At 64.6% G+C, this 15,875-nt stretch carries 18 protein-coding genes; 2 read left to right on the top strand and 16 right to left on the bottom strand.

The window, feature by feature from the left end:
• From mraY to ACOJSJ_RS12130, 10 genes are all read right to left on the bottom strand, one after another.
• Positions 1-759: phospho-N-acetylmuramoyl-pentapeptide-transferase (gene mraY / locus ACOJSJ_RS12175; protein WP_420145250.1), on the bottom strand; the 759-nt coding region annotated here is incomplete at its 3' end.
• Positions 759-2,150 (bottom strand): UDP-N-acetylmuramoyl-tripeptide--D-alanyl-D-alanine ligase, encoded by a 1,392-nt coding sequence (locus ACOJSJ_RS12170; RefSeq protein ID WP_420145249.1) that lies wholly within the window; start codon positions 2,148-2,150, stop codon positions 759-761. The genes mraY and ACOJSJ_RS12170, both read right to left, overlap by 1 nt.
• 93 nt (positions 2,151-2,243) lie before the next feature.
• Entirely contained in the window at positions 2,244-3,686 is a 1,443-nt protein-coding gene (locus tag ACOJSJ_RS12165; protein WP_420145251.1) for a UDP-N-acetylmuramoyl-L-alanyl-D-glutamate--2,6-diaminopimelate ligase, read from the bottom strand.
• Positions 3,686-5,392, bottom strand: a complete 1,707-nt coding sequence (locus ACOJSJ_RS12160; RefSeq protein WP_420145248.1) for a peptidoglycan D,D-transpeptidase FtsI family protein — start codon at positions 5,390-5,392, stop codon at positions 3,686-3,688. Before ACOJSJ_RS12160 ends, ACOJSJ_RS12165 begins: the two co-directional genes overlap by 1 nt.
• Positions 5,392-6,042 carry a colicin transporter gene (locus ACOJSJ_RS12155; protein ID WP_420145247.1) on the bottom strand — a complete coding sequence of 217 codons (651 nt, stop codon included), beginning with the start codon at positions 6,040-6,042 and terminating at the stop codon, positions 5,392-5,394. The genes ACOJSJ_RS12160 and ACOJSJ_RS12155 overlap by 1 nt, the downstream gene beginning before the upstream one ends.
• Entirely contained in the window at positions 6,039-6,989 is a 951-nt protein-coding gene (gene rsmH, locus ACOJSJ_RS12150; RefSeq protein ID WP_420145246.1) for a 16S rRNA (cytosine(1402)-N(4))-methyltransferase RsmH, read from the bottom strand. Before rsmH ends, ACOJSJ_RS12155 begins: the two co-directional genes overlap by 4 nt.
• On the bottom strand, positions 6,986-7,483 hold the full coding sequence (locus ACOJSJ_RS12145; protein WP_420145245.1) for a division/cell wall cluster transcriptional repressor MraZ: 498 nt from the start codon (positions 7,481-7,483) through the stop codon (positions 6,986-6,988). Before ACOJSJ_RS12145 ends, rsmH begins: the two co-directional genes overlap by 4 nt.
• A 185-nt stretch (positions 7,484-7,668) precedes the next feature.
• A complete protein-coding gene (locus ACOJSJ_RS12140; protein ID WP_420145244.1) occupies positions 7,669-9,024 on the bottom strand; it encodes a Gldg family protein in 1,356 nt (451 codons plus the stop codon).
• A 1-nt stretch (position 9,025) separates the two neighbouring features.
• The gene (locus ACOJSJ_RS12135; RefSeq protein WP_420145243.1) at positions 9,026-9,334 is read right to left on the bottom strand and encodes a hypothetical protein; all 309 of its coding nucleotides are present in this window, start codon (positions 9,332-9,334) and stop codon (positions 9,026-9,028) included.
• A 41-nt stretch (positions 9,335-9,375) separates the two neighbouring features.
• Positions 9,376-10,371, bottom strand: a complete 996-nt coding sequence (locus ACOJSJ_RS12130) for a cysteine synthase A (protein ID WP_420145242.1) — start codon at positions 10,369-10,371, stop codon at positions 9,376-9,378.
• A gap of 205 nt (positions 10,372-10,576) precedes the next feature.
• Here ACOJSJ_RS12130 and ACOJSJ_RS12125 point away from each other — a divergent pair, with 205 nt between their 5' ends.
• The gene (locus tag ACOJSJ_RS12125) at positions 10,577-11,548 is read left to right on the top strand and encodes a cell wall hydrolase (RefSeq protein ID WP_420145241.1); all 972 of its coding nucleotides are present in this window, start codon (positions 10,577-10,579) and stop codon (positions 11,546-11,548) included.
• Positions 11,549-11,917: 369 nt separating this feature from the next.
• On the top strand, positions 11,918-12,046 hold the full coding sequence (locus tag ACOJSJ_RS12120) for an entericidin A/B family lipoprotein (RefSeq protein ID WP_420145240.1): 129 nt from the start codon (positions 11,918-11,920) through the stop codon (positions 12,044-12,046).
• Between the two features lie 119 nt (positions 12,047-12,165).
• Here the strand turns inward: ACOJSJ_RS12120 and tatC are convergent, their stop codons facing one another.
• From tatC to ACOJSJ_RS12090, 6 genes are all read right to left on the bottom strand, one after another.
• A complete protein-coding gene (gene tatC / locus ACOJSJ_RS12115) occupies positions 12,166-12,948 on the bottom strand; it encodes a twin-arginine translocase subunit TatC (protein WP_420145239.1) in 783 nt (260 codons plus the stop codon).
• Positions 12,945-13,436, bottom strand: coding sequence for a Sec-independent protein translocase protein TatB (gene tatB / locus ACOJSJ_RS12110; protein ID WP_420145238.1), 492 nt, complete (start codon positions 13,434-13,436; stop codon positions 12,945-12,947). The genes tatC and tatB overlap by 4 nt, the downstream gene beginning before the upstream one ends.
• 29 nt (positions 13,437-13,465) lie before the next feature.
• Positions 13,466-13,708: a twin-arginine translocase TatA/TatE family subunit gene (locus tag ACOJSJ_RS12105; RefSeq protein ID WP_420145237.1), complete on the bottom strand. Its 243-nt coding sequence runs from the start codon at positions 13,706-13,708 to the stop codon at positions 13,466-13,468.
• A gap of 27 nt (positions 13,709-13,735) precedes the next feature.
• A complete protein-coding gene (gene scpB, locus ACOJSJ_RS12100; protein ID WP_420145236.1) occupies positions 13,736-14,329 on the bottom strand; it encodes an SMC-Scp complex subunit ScpB in 594 nt (197 codons plus the stop codon).
• Entirely contained in the window at positions 14,326-15,117 is a 792-nt protein-coding gene (locus ACOJSJ_RS12095) for a segregation and condensation protein A (RefSeq protein WP_420145235.1), read from the bottom strand. Before ACOJSJ_RS12095 ends, scpB begins: the two co-directional genes overlap by 4 nt.
• A partial coding sequence (locus ACOJSJ_RS12090) for a glycoside hydrolase family 3 N-terminal domain-containing protein (RefSeq protein ID WP_420145234.1) occupies positions 15,114-15,875 on the bottom strand: 762 nt, incomplete at its 5' end. The genes ACOJSJ_RS12095 and ACOJSJ_RS12090, both read right to left, overlap by 4 nt.

Below are 15,875 nucleotides of genomic sequence, written 5' to 3'. Positions count from 1 at the left end.
GAACCACAGGAAGGCAAGCCCCGCGCCGATGATCGCGCCGCACAATATGGTCAGATTGCCTGCGCCCGGCACATGCGGGATGCCCAGATAATCGGCAAAGTCCGCACGCCCGACCAGATAGACGATCAGCAGGAAAGCGAGGCTGGCGATGATGACCGGCATGGTGGCCAGACCGTCGAGGCCATCGGTCAGGTTCACCGCATTGCCAAACGCCACGATGACGAAGGCGGCGAAACAGAAATAAAACGGCCCCAGTTCGATCGCCGGGCCGTTATAGAAAGGCACGTAGAGCGCGGTGTTGCCATGCTGATGCACGATCATCCACGCCGCGATCCCGGCGATCAGAAATTCGAACAGCAGCCGCATCTTGCCCGACAGGCCCTTATGACTGGCCTTCGTCACCTTGTCATAATCGTCCAGGAAGCCGATCGCGCCAAAGCCCAGCGTCACGAACAGGCAGGCCCAGACATAGGTGGAGTTGAGGTCCATCCATAGCAGCACCGAAATGACCATGGATGTCAGGATCATCAGGCCGCCCATGGTGGGCGTGCCGCGCTTGGCCAGATGGGTCTGCGGCCCGTCGGTACGGATCGGCTGCCCCTTGCCCTGACGGACGCGCAGCCAGCCGATGAATTTGGGACCAATCACCAGCCCGATCGCCAGCGCGGTGAAGATCGCCGCGCCCGCACGGAAGGACAGGTATCGGATCAGATTGAAAATCCCCGCGAAATCCAGGGTTTCGGCCAGCCAGTAGAGCATTAGTTCCGGTCTCCGTCGCGGGCGCTGTCTGCCATGGCGGCGACGAGGCGGGACAGGCCCACCCCGTTCGATCCCTTGACCAGTATCGCGTCGCCCGCGCGCACGTCGTTTTGAATGATGGGGATGGCCGCCGCCGTATCGGCGACATGGGTAAAGGATATGACGCCGTTCAGCGCGTCGGCCAGCGGTGCCATTTCCGCGCCGACCAATATCGCATGATCGACATGACCGGCGCGCAGCGGATCGACCAGCCCGGCATGGAGTTCGACGCTGCGGCTGCCCAGCTCGCGCATGCCGCCCAATATGGCGATGCGGCGGTCCGCTCTTTCGCGGCCCAGCTGCTTCAGCGTCGCCGCCATGGACAGCGGATTGGCGTTGTAGCTTTCGTCGATCAGCAGCGCCTCGCCGCCTGCAACCGGCAATATGCGCCGCTCGCCGCGCCCCGGCAGCCCCGGCATTTCGGCCAAAGCCAGCCCGGCAGCCGCCAGATCGCCGCCGACCGCCTCCACCGCCGCCAACACCGCCAGCGCATTGGACACCCAATGATCGCCCGGCGCCGCCACGGTGAAACAGAGTTCGGCGCCCGGCAATGTCGCGGTGACCAGCGTGCCGCCGCCCGGCGCGGGCAGCGCTTCACGCGCGCAGACATCGGCCTTCGGGCTGGTGCCGAACGTCAGGATGCGCGAAGCATGCCGCTCCGCCCGATTATAGAGCAGCGTCACATGCGGGCTGTCATAGGGGATGATCGCGGTGCCACCGGGTTGCAACCCTTCGAAGATTTCCGCCTTGGCCTCGGCGATCTTTTCTTCGGTTCCGAAAAATTCGATATGGGCGGGCGCGATCGCGGTCACGATGGCGACATGGGGCCGCACCTGCCGCGTCAGGGCAGACAGTTCGCCCGCATGGTTCATGCCCATTTCGAACACGCCATAGGCGCTGTCGCGCGGCATGCGGCTCAGGCTCAACGGCACGCCGACATGGTTGTTATAACTTTTGACCGAACGGTGCACCCGCCCCGGCGCGGCGCGATCCAGCGCCTGAAACAGCGCTTCCTTCGTGCCGGTCTTGCCCACCGATCCGGTAACGCCAATCACTTTGCCAGTTATGCGCTTGCGCGACGATCTTCCCAACGCTTCGAGCGCGGCGGCGCTATCGGGGACCAGGATATGGGGATGGTTCACCGGCTCGCTGACGATCGCCCCGGCCGCGCCCTGCCCGAATGCCTTTTCCACGAATTTATGACCGTCGGTGGTTTCGCCCTTCATCGCGACGAACAGGTCGCCCTGCCCGACTTCGCGGCTGTCGAACGCCACGCCAGAAACGGCAAACGGCGCCGACGCGGCGCCGCCTGTGGCCTCGGCAATGTCGGCGGAGGCCCAGAGCTCAGCCATGGATGCCAACCTCCGTCTGGTTCGCGCCTGTCGAGACCCGTTGCGCGCTGGTTCTCGACAGGCGCGAACCGAACGGATCAAGTGCGAAGACCATCAACCCGCGCACTCCCGCGCCACGGTGACGTCATCGAATGGCAGCACCCGGTCGCCGATGATCTGCCCCTGTTCATGGCCCTTGCCCGCCAGCAGGACGATGTCTTCGGCCCCGGCCTGACCGATGGCGGCGGCGATGGCGGCGCGACGCCCCCCGATTTCCTCCGCATCGGGCGCCCCTGCCAGCACGGCGGCGCGAATGGCCGATGGCTCCTCCGAACGGGGATTATCGTCGGTCACGATGACATGATCGGACAATTCGACCGCGACCTTGCCCATCAGCGGCCGCTTGCCCGCATCGCGATCCCCACCCGCACCGAACAGGGTGATCAGGCGCCCCCTGGTATGCGGGCGCAGCGCTTCTATCGCGGCCTTCAGCCCATCGGGCGTGTGGGCATAATCGACATAGACCGGCGCGCCAGCCCGGCTAATGACGGCGCGTTCCAGCCGCCCGCGCACCGGCTGAACCCGGCCCAGCAATTCCATCACCTTGGCCGTGTCGCCGCCGGTCGCGATGACGAGGCCCGCCGCCGTCAGCGCATTGGCCGCCTGATAGGCGCCGATCAGCGGCAGGTTGACCTTATACACCCTGCCCTCGGCTTCGATCTCCAGCGTCTGGCCCAACTGGGTCGGGGTGCGGTTGACAAGCCGCAGGGCCTGTCCCTTCACCCCGACGCTCAGCACACGAAGCCCCCGCTTCGTAGCCCGCGCGATAACCTTGTCCGACCATGTATCGTCGGCCCATATGACCGCCGCGCCATTCGCCGACACCACTTCGTCGAACAGCCGCATCTTGGCGTCGAAATAGCTGTCCATGTCGCCATGATAATCGAGATGGTCGCGCGACAGATTGGTGAAGCCACCGGCGATGACCGGCAACCCTTCGGTGCGATATTGATCAAGGCCGTGGCTCGACGCCTCGAACGCTGCATGGGTGATGCCTTCGCGCTTCAGCCCCGACATATTGGCCAGGAACGTCACGATGTCCGGCGTGGTGAGGCCCGTCGACACCTGATCCACCGCCGTCGTCACCCCCAGCGTGCCGATGGACGCGGACTTGTGACCCAGCATGCGCCAGATCTGTCGCACCAGTTCGACGTTCGACGTCTTGCCATTGGTGCCGGTGACGGCGATCGTCACATCGGGAAACGGCGCGAAGTAACGCGCAGCCATCATCGCGAACAGGCGGCGGGGATTGGCATGGGCGATATGGATCGCCCCTTCGACCTTTGCCTCCGGCCGGGCGACGACGGCGATGGCGCCCGCCTTCACCGCGTCGGGAATATAATCCTCGCCATTGACGCGCAGCCCCTGAAAGGCGCCGAACACGGTGCCGGGCGCGACCTTGCGATTGTCGATGGCGAAACCGGTGACCGACGCGTCAAGGCCGGCATGATCGCCGGCCGACACATCCAGACCCTCGATCAGGGAGCCGAGGCGCATCATTCTTTCTCCTTGTCGCCGTGCAGCAGCGGCATCAGGTCGGAAATATCCACGTCACGACTTTCGTCCGGCATCACGCCCAGCATCGGGCCGGTGCGTTCGATCACCCGTTTGACCACGGGCGCGGCGGTCCATGCGGCGGTGCGCAGGCCATATTGGCCCGTCGCCTCGTCCATGATCGCGACGACGACGTAACGGGGATTGTCCATGGGGAATGCAGAAGCGAAAGTCGTCACCAGCGAAGTCTTGTTATAGCGCCCCTCCTGGGGCTTTTCGGCGGAACCGGTCTTGCCGCCCACCCGGAATCCCTTGGCGTCGGCACTACGCCCTGTACCCGCCGACACGATCATCCGCAACAGTTGCCGCATGCGCGCGCTGGTGGCCGCGGTGAATACGCGGCGTCCTTCGGGCACTTCGTCGGCATTGAGCTTGCGCACAGTCGCGGGACGCCAGATCCCGCCATTGACCAGCGCGGCATAAGCGGTGGCCAGATGCAGCGGCGTCACCGCGATGCCATGGCCATAGCTGGTCGTCATGCTGGTGATGCGGCCCCAGCTGGACGGCCAGATACCCTTGGCGCGTTCGTTGAACTCGATGGGCGCGCGCTGATCGAAATCGACGCTGCGGAACATTTTTTGCAGCGGTTCCGCGCCCATTTCATCAGCGATGCGCGCCGTACCGATGTTGGAACTGTGCACCAATATTTCCGGCACGTTGATCCAGCGGCCAAGCGGATGGTCGTCCTTGATGCGGAATCCGGCGACCGCCAGCGGCGCGGTGGCGTCATAGCGCTTGCTCATCGACGTCACGACGCCCGCATCCATGGCCGCGGCGATGGACAGCGGCTTGAAGGCGGAACCCAGTTCGTAACGCGCCTGCACCATATGATTGCACAGCGGCGATTCGCTGCACCGCTTGCCCGCGTAATTTTGCAGTTTGTTGGGATCGAACACCGGCAGCGAAGCCATGGCGATGATCTCGCCGGTATTGGCGTCCATGATGACACCGCCCGCGCCCTTCGCCTTGGTCTGCACCAGCTGCGCATATAGTTCGCTTTCCAGCGCGCCCTGAACCCGGCTGTCGATGGAAATGGCAAATGGCCGGCCGCGCTTCGCAGCGTCGATCAGCCGGTCGTTGAACGCCGCCTCCACACCCATGCCGCCCACGCCATCGGCATTGGGGGCAAAGCCCAGCACATGCGCGGCGAGCGTGCGCTGGGGATAGAGCCGCTCCTTTTCGCGCGGGAATTCGATGCCGATTTCGCCCAGCGCGTTCACCGCCGCCACTTCTTCAGGCAGCGCGCGACGGCGCAGATAGGCCCAGCCGCGTCCGGTCAGCTTCTTACGAAAAACCGCTTCGGATTCGTCGGGAAAGATTTCGTGCAGCTTGCGCGCCAGTTCGCCCGGATCGCCGATCAGCTTGGACGGTCGCACCGCCACCGAATAGGCGTCCATGGTCCGCGCCAGCGGCACGCCATTGCGGTCCACGATGTCGGCGCGCGCAGGCAGGAACGGCGACAGGCTGCCGTCGCCCGCATTGCCATGCGCAAAAATGCCGACCCATGCGAGTCGGCCGATCAGGACCACGGTGATGCCCATGAACAGGATCAAAAGCAGCATCAGCCGGTTATGGGCCATCGCCGTCAGGTTGACCCGTTGCCGCCCCGCCCGTTCCGCGCCGCCGGGCTGGACAATGATCGTGGCCATCAGCGCGCCTCCTTGCGCTTCTCGCGCGCCGCCCTGGCGCTAAGGTCGCCCAGCGTGCTGTCATCCAGCAGCTTGGCGTCGAGCATCGCCATCCGCTCCGCCTTGCGCGCGATTGGATTGGGTTTCGACACGTCGGCATCCACCTTTACCTGCTGCGCGGGGGTGCGGCGCGCGGGCTGGGGCAGCTTGTCGACGGCGTCGGCGGCATGCGCTTCGCGGATCACGGCGATGTCGCTGCGAATCTGCGTCGCCGCCGGGCTTTCGGGCGCCTTCTGCGGCGCGGACGGCAGGTCGGCCGGGGTTTCGACCATCGCCACCATCACGGGCGGCGCGACATAATCGGGACCATTGGGCTGCACGCCGTCCAGATGCGCGAGCGCCCTTTCCCCGCCCAGATATTGCTGGGCGGTCGGCGTCGCATACATGAAGTCGTCCTGATTCCACCGTTCCAGCTGACGCATGGAGGCGCGCGCGCTGAATTCCGTTTCCAGATAACGGATGTCCGCCTTTGCCCGCGCGATCTGCGCCCGCACCGCCATCAGCTGGTTACGCTCGGTTGCGACCTTCAGCGACACCATATAGGCGCCCAGCGCACCCAGCGCGACCAATATGACCCAGATCAGGCTCTGCAACCTTTTGACGGCGATCATGAGCGGACACTCCGGGCGGAAGATGACTGGACGGGGGCAGAAGTACGGACGGCGGCGCGCAATGTGGCGGATCGGGCACGGGGGTTGCGCGCCAGTTCCGCTTCGCCGGGGCGCACCGCCTTGGCGGGCTTGGCGAAGGTCGGCTGCGGCCCCGCCGCCCGTTCGGGCAGATGCCGCGACCCTGCCCCCTCGCCACCGCTACGCTTGCGCAGAAACTGCTTCACGATGCGATCTTCGAGCGAATGGAAGGTCACGATCGCCAGTCGGCCACCCTCTTCCAGCAGCGCCTCCGCCGCATCGAGCGCCAGCTCCAGCTCTTCCAGCTCCCGGTTCACATGGATGCGGATCGCCTGAAATGTGCGGGTCGCGGGGTCTTTTTTGTCATGCGGCTTGTGGCCCAGCGCGCGGCGGACGACTGCGGCCAGTTGACCCGTGCGCTCCAGCGGGCGCGCCTCCACGATGGCGCGGGCGACCCGGCGCGACTTGGGTTCGTCGCCATAGCGATAGATGACGTTGGCGATCTCTTCCTCAGGGGCATTGTTGAGGAAGTCGGCGGCGCTCATGCCGTCCTGGCTCATCGTCATGGTCAGCGGCCCGTCCGACTGGAAGGAAAAGCCGCGCTCCGCCCGGTCGAGCTGCATCGACGACACGCCGATGTCGAGTGTTATGCCCGACACCTTCTCTATGCCGCGTTCCGCCAGCAATTCCGTCATGCGCGAAAATTCGCCGGGGATCAGGGTGATGCCATGCGTATCGGCCACGCCCTGCCCTTCGCGGATCGCATCGGGGTCGCGATCAAAGGCGAAGACGCGCGTGCCCGCACGGGCCATGGCGCTGCTATAGCCGCCCGCGCCGAACGTGCCGTCCACATGAAGTTCGCCGGGGTTGATGGCGAGGGCGTCCAGCACTTCATCGATCAGGACGGGAATATGGGGCGCACCGCTCACTTGACCGCCCCCGCCGCGCGCGCTTCGATCCAGCGCTTCACCTTGTTGCGGATCAGCACCGGACGACCGGCGCTTTCGACCACGGCTTCGGGCTTCCAGATCTGGAAGTAACGGCCCACGCCGTAAAAGAAGATCGCGTCCGTGATGCCGGCTTCTTCCTTAATATCGGGGTGCAGGAAGAAACGGCCACCATCATCGAAATTCACGTCTTCGATCGTGCCGAGACGGTTTTCACGCTCCACATCGGCGTCGAAATCGCGCCCGGCTTCATAGGCCTGACGCTCCAGCTTTTCGACTTCCTCGAACAGATATTGCTTGTGGGACAGGCCAAATCCGGTGGCGCAGCCATTGCCGAAATGGATCGACAGGCACAGGCGGTTCTGCCCGCCGCTCGCCTGCGTCACCAGCTTGCGCATCTCCAGGGGCAGCACGAAACGGCCCTTGCCGTCCGCGACGCTGAACGCGTTGCCCGAATAGAGAATGACGTCCGACACGCTGCCAACTGGCCCCTTTTCCGCGGGGCACAGGCCGTCTGCCGCCGGAATCCACGAAAAGACCACCGGCGCACAGGACTGCACAAAGCCTGACGAACCCCAATGCTGGTTTTCCTACCAAGCATGGAGACGACTGAAAAGGGGAAAAGGTGGGACAGGATGGGAAAATACGGTGAAATCTGGGATCAACCGGATTTCCTGTCGACAATCGTCATCCTTTCCCTTTTTGTTCCGGGCGCGGCACCCCCGATTTCCCGCCGAAACAGCGCCGCGCCCAATATTGCCCAGATTATCCCGGCCCAAACCGCCCAGCGCAGCCCATGCCGCACGTCCGCCGCTTCCCGCATCCAGCGCCGCTCACCGGGGACAGGCGCCCCACCCAGCCAGTCGATGACAAGCGCGGGCGTATCGGCAATCCAGTATCGGGGATTAAGCGGACGGGCAGGATCGGCCAGCCACAGCCGGTCGTCGATCGGATCGGCATCGCCCAACAACAACACCTCGCCTTTGCCAATGCGCTTGCGATGCACGATCCAGTCGCCCGGCCCGACCCAACGATCATCGCGGCCAGCCAGATAGGCCCTGACGCCCGACAGCGTAATCAGATGGCCGTCGGGCGCATGATACCGCATTTCCTCGCTTTTCAGGTCGGACGGCCGAAACCCCCAATGCCCCAGCAGCGGCTGCAACAGGCTGGCCGACGGCGCACGGCGGCGATCGCCCAGCGGCAGGCCGGACGGCCAGCGCAGCAACGGATCGGCCAGCACCAACGCCGTCCCACCAGCGCGCACCCACATATCGATCGCCACCAGCTGCGGGGGCGTCAGCGCGCGTGGCTGCGCCAGCAGCAGGCGCTTCACCCCCGAAGCGGCCAGCCTTTGCGGGTCATCCAATGGCGTGACCATAAAGCGGCTGCGCAGCAGCTTGACGATGGGCGCATCACGTGGCCCATCCCGTCCCGCCTCATCCCAGAAAAGCGGCAGGGCCGTCACGATGGCAAGACCGGGGAGATCCGGGCCGGGACGCTCCGGGCTGGGCTGGATCGACTGCGCAGGACCGCGCCAGAGGATGAGGACCGCGATGGCGAGCAGCGCCACCCCCAACCCCGTTCGCTTCAAGCCGGATCGAGAAGCATCCCGCACAGGGTTCTCGACCGGGCGCGAAGCGAACGGAGGCCGGCGCAGCAACGCGCCACCGAACGCCGCCAGCATCGCAACCGCCCATAAACCCGCCACGGCCCATCCCTGCGGCGCGCGACCGGACGCCAGCATGCAGAAGATCGTCGCCATCCCGACGCCACCCATCGCCGCCCAGCCGATCGCCAGCCAGCCCATCATCAGCCAACCACGCCGCGCCAGCACCGCGCCCGCCAGAGCCAGCACCAAAGCCATCGGCAGCGCCCAGTCCCACGGATCGGCCTGCCCTGTCAGCCAGGCGCGATGCAGTCCGGTCAGGAAAATCAGCAGCGGCACCAGCCAGAGCCAAAGGAATCGGCCCAGCCCCGCCCGGATCGGCGGCCATCGCCAGCCCCGCCGCGTCATATCAGCGCGATTGCGCGGGGTCGCGGTCCATCGGCTTGCGGATATTGGGATCGGGTTGCAGGTCGGGCACCAGCGGCGCCTGCTCCGGCGCGGGCTGTACGCCCAGTTCGGCCAGCGGGTCCTTTGGCGACACGGCATTTTGCTGCGTCGACAACGTCGGCACCACCGGCGGCGGCAGCGCGGCATCGTCCATCCGCGCCTTTTCGATGACGATATTGGCCAGACCGACCAGCAATACGACACCGGCCAGACCGGTCAGACCGATCTGGACGCGCTGCAACCCTTCCTGACGGCGGGGTGTTTCGGCCATGCTTCCGTTCATATTATCGACGCCGCGACCCGTGTCGGCGATCATGCAGTCTGCGCGAGCCAGGGGAAGACCGTCAAGCCCTTAGTTTCCAGCCACTGTCGGTTATAGAGCGTCGACAGATAACGAAAGCCCGTGTCGCACAGGATGGTCGCGATCCGCTTGCCCGGCCCCAGCTGCTTCGCCAGCGCGACCGCGCCCGCGACATTGATGCCCGACGACAGGCCCAGACACAGCCCTTCCTCGGCCAGCAGGCGGCGACCCCATTCCATCCCCTCCTCGTCGGAGATACGGAACTGGGCATCGATCGGCGCGCCTTCCAGATTGGCGGTGATGCGCCCCTGCCCTATACCTTCGGCGACGCTGCTGCCCTCGGCCTTCAGTTCGCCATGGGCATAATAGTTGAACAGCGCCGCGCCATGCGGATCGCTGAGCGCGATGATGATATTTTCATCCTTGGCCTTGAGGCCAAGGCCAACGCCCGCAATCGTGCCGCCCGTGCCCGCGGCGCAGGTAAACCCGTCGATCCGGCCGTCCATCTGGGTCCAGATTTCTTCCGCCGTGCCCACGATATGCGCCTTGCGGTTGGCGATATTGTCGAACTGGTTGGCCCAGATCGCGCCCTCCGTTTCCTCCGCCAGACGGCGGGAGGTATGCACGAAATGCCCGGGGTTGGAATAGGGGGCGGCAGGCACCGTCACCAGTTCCGCACCCAGCGCGCGCAGCGTATCCATTTTCTCGCGGCTCTGCGTTTCGGGCATGACGATGATCGTCTTATACCCCTTCGCATTGGCGACCAGCGCCAGGCCGATGCCGGTATTGCCCGCCGTCCCTTCGACGATCGTGCCGCCGGGCTTGAGCAGCCCCTTTTCCTCGGCATCGTTGACGATGAACAGCGCCGCCCGGTCCTTCACCGACGCACCGGGATTGGCAAATTCGCATTTGGCGAAAATATCGCAGCCGGTTTCGTTCGACGGACCGGCAAGGCGCACCATCGGCGTATTGCCGATCAGCGCGAGACTATTGGATTGAAGCAGCATGGCCCCCGCATAGCTGACGCGGCGCGACTTTGCCAAGCAAGGGAATGATGATGGGGCAAAAGGCCCCATTTCAGGCCTGCCGTTAATATATGCCTCCCGGCCCGTCCCATCGCGGCACAGGGGCAAAAGACGCAAGGAAAAAGCAAGGCTTTTGGGATAAGGGCAGGTTGGGCACAGTTCGGCCCACCGATAATATGGGAACTTTATGCGACTGTCGGCGCAGATGAAGGGATGGAAGGGGCATGGCGCGATCACTTGCGTCGTGCTGCTCCTCCTCGTCGCACCGCGGCTGATCACCGCCGCCCCGCTGGACATGTTGCAGGGGAATCGACCGGACAGCCAAACCGATCCTTCGGAAATCAGTGGCGAAAATTTCCCCGGCTCCGCTTTCTTCTATGCGGAAGGGGCGTTCGATCCGGCGCCTGGCGTCGAAACCCTGAAAAGCCAGCATGTGCTGGGGCTGGACGCGGTGAAGAGCGCGCCCGCCATGATCTTTCGCGGCATCACCGGGCTGGACAGCTATCGCGCGCTCCATTGCCTGACCTCCGCCATCTATTATGAAGCCGCTAACGAACCCGACGATGGCCAGCGCGCCGTGGCGCAGGTGGTGTTGAACCGCGTGCGCAGCCCGCTTTACCCCAATACGGTATGCGGCGTCGTCTATCAGGGATCGGAACGTACCGACTATAAATGCCAGTTCACCTTCAGCTGCGATGGTGCGATGGCGCGCCTCCCTGCCGCCGCCGCATGGGTGCGCGCCCGGCGCGTGGCGGAACGGGCGCTGGCTGGCGATGTCTATGCCCCCGTCGGCCTTGCCACCCATTATCACACGCTGGCCGTGCGCCCGGACTGGTCGTCCAGCCTTCAGGCCGTTGCCGTGATCGGCGCGCATATCTTTTACCGCAGCCCCGGCTTTAACGGCACGCCCGCCGCGTTCCGCATCCCCTATCTGGGGCGCGAACCCATTTCCGGCCCGGCGCGTAACAGCTGGCCCGCAAAGCCGGTGCAGCCTATCGAAACGATGACGCCATCGTTCACCCTCCCCCTCACTGCTTCGCAGCCCGCCGCGCCCACCACGACCTGGACGCCGCCGCCCACACCCAGACCGGCCGATGACGGCCTGCCGGAATCCACCATCCGCCCCGAATATCGGAACAGCGGGCGCCCGCTGATCTGATCCTTTTTCGACCATTCGGCCGATTTTCTGCGGTTAATTTTGCGGCAACCAACGAAGTTGCTGCAATGCGGGCGATTAAAAAAATGCGATATGCGCGATTTTTTTCGGGAACCTATTGCGGGCGTTGGCGGTTCTGTAATTCGGATAGCAAATCTTTTGCCCCCCGCTCTTGCTATCCAAAAAATATGAACCCGGAACGCTCTTCCCCCCCCCGACGCGTTCCGGGTTCAGCATTTTCTGGGGCATCTTCCTTTTGAAATCATTATTCTTTTCACCTGCGGAACGCTTGCGCGCGCCACGGGTTCTCTGTTGCGTAGCCGCGATGGCCATGTGCCATCGGGTCACCGATTTTGACGAGGAGGTTTTCCGATGACGAAAAAGATCCTGGCCGCCCTGCTGCTGACGGGTTCGCTGATGGTCGCAGCGTGCAACACGGTCGAAGGCGCAGGCCGCGACGTCCAGAGCGCAGGCAAGGCCGTGGAACGCTCGGCCAATTGAGCCGACCTGCGATCTGATTATATTCAGTCCCTGGCATGACCCGCCTTCCCCATGGAAGGCGGGTATTTTTTGTCATCCCGCCGTCCGCTCACCCGACCGATACGATCAGGATCGCGGAATCAGGCCGACGCTTCTTCCTCCGTCGCCTCGCCTTTGTCCTGCCTGCGGTCGGTGAACCAGATGGCAATGATCGTGATTTCATAAAGCAGTAGCAAAGGGATGGCGAGCATCAGCTGCGACACGACATCGGGCGGCGTGAGCACGGCCGCCAGAATGAAGGCCGCCACGATCATATAGCGGCGCAACCCGATCAGCTGCGCCCGCGAAACGAAACCCGCCCGGTTCAGCAGCAGCAGCAGCACCGGCATCAGGACCCTGATGCCGAACGCCAGAATGAACTGCCTGACAAGGCCCAGATAGCTGTCCGCGCTGGGCAGCGCCTCCACCGACAGGCCGCTGCTGTTGCCCTGAAATTCCAGGAAGAAGTGGAATGCCGTCGGCATCACTACGAAATAGGCCAGGCTGGCCCCCATCGCGAACAGGAACGGCGTCGCCAGGATGAAGGGCAGCAACGCCTTCTTTTCCTTGGCATATAGCCCCGGCGCGACAAAGGCCCACAGCTGATTGGCGATGATCGGGAAGGACAGGCAGAACGCACCGAACACCGCGATCTTCACCTGCACGAAAAAGGCTTCGTACAACTTGGTATAGACCAGCCGCCCGCCGCCATCGCCAAAGGCTTCCTTCAGCGGATGGACGAGGATCGCGAACAGCTGTTCGGAAAAATAGAAACAGACCGCCCCGGTGATGAACAGCGCATAGACGCATTTCAGCAACCGGCTGCGCAGTTCGATCAGATGGTCCAGCAAGGGTGCCTTGCTGTCGTCAATATCGTTGATCATGCCGCCGCATCATCCTTGCGCGGTTCCGACAGGGGCGCTTCGGCCACATAGGGCGGGCCGTCGCTCGCCGAAGCGACCGATGCCGCCGGCGTCACCGGATCGGCCGCCACCGGCGCCGATTCGGCGACGAAGGGCGGCGTTTCCACTGGCGCGGACTGCGCGACATAGGGGGGCACGTCCTGCGCGCCATCCTGCACCCCGGCCTGCACCGACGATTCGACCGGCGAAGGCAACGCGCCCGGCGTCGTTTCGGGCGGATGCTCTTCCATGATCCGCTTGTTCTGCGCGGCCCATTTCTTTTCCAGCTCTTCCAGTTCCACTTCGCGCACCATGGCGTCGATGCCGGTGCGGAAATGGCGGGCCATGCCCTGCGCCTTGCCCACGATCTGCCCCACCTTGTAGAGCGCGCGCGGCAGATCCTTCGGCCCGATCACGATCACGGCAATGATCACGATCACCAGAAGTTCGGTGGAATCGATACCAAACATGCGTGACTATCGGCCTGTGCTGGAGGGGATCAGGCCTTGGTCTTTTCTTCGGCGCTCGTGGTCGCGCCGTCCTGTTCGGGCACGCGATGGCCTTCGATGCGGGTCGCGGGCTTTGCCGGCGTCACATCGTCGTCATCGTCGGCCATGCCCTTCTTGAAGCTCTTGATACCCTTGGCCACGTCACCCATCAGGCCGGAAATACGACCGCCACCGAACAGCAGCATGACGACCAGGAGTACGATCACCCAGTGCATCAGCGAAAAGGAACCCATTTGTCTTACTCCTGAAAGGAGGCCTATCTAGGCCTCTTCCTCATCATTTTCCAGAACGGATTGCCCGCCCAGACCCTCCAGCGCCAAATCGACGGGGTCGAGCAGGCCGGCGGCACGCAAATCATCCATTCCGGGCAGGTCGCGGCGGCTGCCAAGCCCGAAATGGGTCAGAAATTCCACGGTGGTGGCATAGATGAGCGGGCGCCCCGGTACTTCCCGCCGCCCTGCCGGACGAACCCATCCTGCCTCCATCAGCACGTCCAGCGTGCCCTTTGCCACCTGAACCCCGCGAATCGCCTCTATTTCGGCCCGGCTGACCGGTTCATGATAGGCGATGATGGCCAGCGTCTCCATCGCTGCGCGCGATAATTTGCGTGGCTCGTCCTTTTCGCGACGCAGAATATGGGCCAGGTCGGGCGCGGTCTGGAAATGCCAGCGCCCGCCCCGTTCCACCAGATAAATGCCGCGCCCGGCATAATCTTCGGCCAGTGCCGCCAGCGCCGCGTTCAGGTCGCCCTCAGCCCCCACATGCAGTTTCAGGTCCGCCGGGGTCAGCGGCGCTTCGGCCACGAACAGCGCGGCCTCCACCGATCGCATGAAATCATCGGGTTCGCGGGTCATGCGGCATGCCCTCGATTCGGCGCAGCGCCGGTCACGGTCGCCCGCAGGTAAAGCGGCGCGAAAATCTCCTCCTGCCGAATTTCCAGTCGCCCCTGCCGCGCCAGTTCCAGCGCGGCGACGAAACTGCTGGCCAACGCCGACTTCGCCTTTGGCGGGGCCAGATCGGGCGGCAGGAAGGAAGCAAGGTTCGTCCAGTCGATCGCGGCGCCGACCAGCGCGCCGACCCGCTGGATCGCTTCGTCCAGCGTCATCACCGGTCGCACCGCGATGGTGTGGACCACCGGCTGGGTCCGGGCGCGGATCTGGCCATAGGACTGGATCAGGTCATACAGGCTGGCGCGCCATTGCGCCTTCTTCACCAGCCGCAATCCTTCGGGCTTGCGCCGGGTAAAGATGTCGCGCCCCAACCGGTCGCGCGCCATCAGCCGTGCCGCCGCATCGCGCATCGCATGCAGCCGCTGCAACCGCAATTGCAGGCGCAGCGCCAGTTCTGCGGGATCAGGATCGGGCTGTTCCTGCCGGGGCAGCAACAGCGCGGATTTGAGATAGGCGAGCCATGCCGCCATCACCAGATAATCGGCCGCCAGTTCCAGCCGCAATTGCCGGGCGCCATCGATGAAGGCCAGATATTGCTGCGTCAGCGCCAAAATGGAAATTTCGCGCAGGTCGACCTTTTGCGTCCGCGCCAGACTCAGCAACAGGTCGAGCGGCCCTTCCCACGCGTCGAAGCTGACGTTCAGCGTCTCCGGCGCGGGAACGGCGGGCTGGGCGAACAGGTCGTCGGTCAAGCGTCGACCAGACCCAGCAGCGAATCGCGGACCGCGATCATCTCTTCCATCGACGGTTGATCGCCTCCGCGTTCGACCGATGCCATCGCCCTGTCGAGCCGCTCGCGCGCCACATCCGTGATGTCGGGCAACAGATTGGCGATGCCGACCATGTCGTCCATCCGCCCCCAGCAATTGAGCGCCAGATCGCATCCCGCGGCCACCACCCCAGCCGCCAGTTCGGGGATGCTGCCGCGCAGCGCCTTCATGTCCAGATCGTCGGACATCAGCAGGCCGGTAAAACCGATCCGTTGCCGGATGATCTCCGCGATGACGGCGGGCGACAGACTAGCCGGGCGTTCCGCATCCCATTCGGTATAGACGACATGCGCCGTCATCCCCATCGGCGCATTACGCAAAGTGCGGAACGGCGCGAGGTCGGTTTCCAGCGCGTTGAGGTTCGCGTTCACGATCGGCAGCGCCAGATGGCTGTCGACCATTGCCCGGCCATGGCCCGGCATATGTTTGACGATGCCGACCACGCCGCCCTGCGCCAGCCCCTCCAGCGTGGCACGGCCCAGCGCCGCGACCCGCATCGGGTCCGCGCCCAGCGTCCGGTCGCCCATGATGTCGCTCGTGCCATCCTGCCGCACATCCAGCAGGGGCAGCGCATCGACGCTGATCCCCACTTCCGCCAGCATCAGCGCGATGGCGTGGGCATTGGCGCGCGCGGCCGCAATGGCGCTGGAAGGGGCGAGGTCATACAGCCGGTCGAACGC

Origin of the sequence: Sphingobium sp. (genome assembly GCF_048594625.1) — a bacterium.
In the GTDB taxonomy this organism is placed as follows: Bacteria; Pseudomonadota; Alphaproteobacteria; order Sphingomonadales; family Sphingomonadaceae; genus Sphingobium.
The sequence above is the reverse complement of the archived record's forward strand: the minus strand, read 5'-3'. Positions and strand labels throughout refer to the sequence as shown.

Coding starts and splice junctions, on each gene's coding strand:
- ACOJSJ_RS12155 (WP_420145247.1), bottom strand. CDS start 6,042: ATGATCGCCGTCAAAAGGTTGCAGAGCCTGATCTGGGTCATATTGGTC.
- tatB (WP_420145238.1), bottom strand. CDS start 13,436: ATGTTTGGTATCGATTCCACCGAACTTCTGGTGATCGTGATCATTGCC.
- tatC (WP_420145239.1), bottom strand. CDS start 12,948: ATGATCAACGATATTGACGACAGCAAGGCACCCTTGCTGGACCATCTG.
- ACOJSJ_RS12165 (WP_420145251.1), bottom strand. CDS start 3,686: ATGCGCCTCGGCTCCCTGATCGAGGGTCTGGATGTGTCGGCCGGCGAT.
- ACOJSJ_RS12125 (WP_420145241.1), top strand. CDS start 10,577: ATGCGACTGTCGGCGCAGATGAAGGGATGGAAGGGGCATGGCGCGATC.
- ACOJSJ_RS12160 (WP_420145248.1), bottom strand. CDS start 5,392: ATGGCCACGATCATTGTCCAGCCCGGCGGCGCGGAACGGGCGGGGCGG.
- ACOJSJ_RS12120 (WP_420145240.1), top strand. CDS start 11,918: ATGACGAAAAAGATCCTGGCCGCCCTGCTGCTGACGGGTTCGCTGATG.
- ACOJSJ_RS12135 (WP_420145243.1), bottom strand. CDS start 9,334: ATGGCCGAAACACCCCGCCGTCAGGAAGGGTTGCAGCGCGTCCAGATC.
- ACOJSJ_RS12170 (WP_420145249.1), bottom strand. CDS start 2,150: ATGGCTGAGCTCTGGGCCTCCGCCGACATTGCCGAGGCCACAGGCGGC.
- ACOJSJ_RS12130 (WP_420145242.1), bottom strand. CDS start 10,371: ATGCTGCTTCAATCCAATAGTCTCGCGCTGATCGGCAATACGCCGATG.
- ACOJSJ_RS12105 (WP_420145237.1), bottom strand. CDS start 13,708: ATGGGTTCCTTTTCGCTGATGCACTGGGTGATCGTACTCCTGGTCGTC.
- ACOJSJ_RS12140 (WP_420145244.1), bottom strand. CDS start 9,024: ATGACGCGGCGGGGCTGGCGATGGCCGCCGATCCGGGCGGGGCTGGGC.
- scpB (WP_420145236.1), bottom strand. CDS start 14,329: ATGACCCGCGAACCCGATGATTTCATGCGATCGGTGGAGGCCGCGCTG.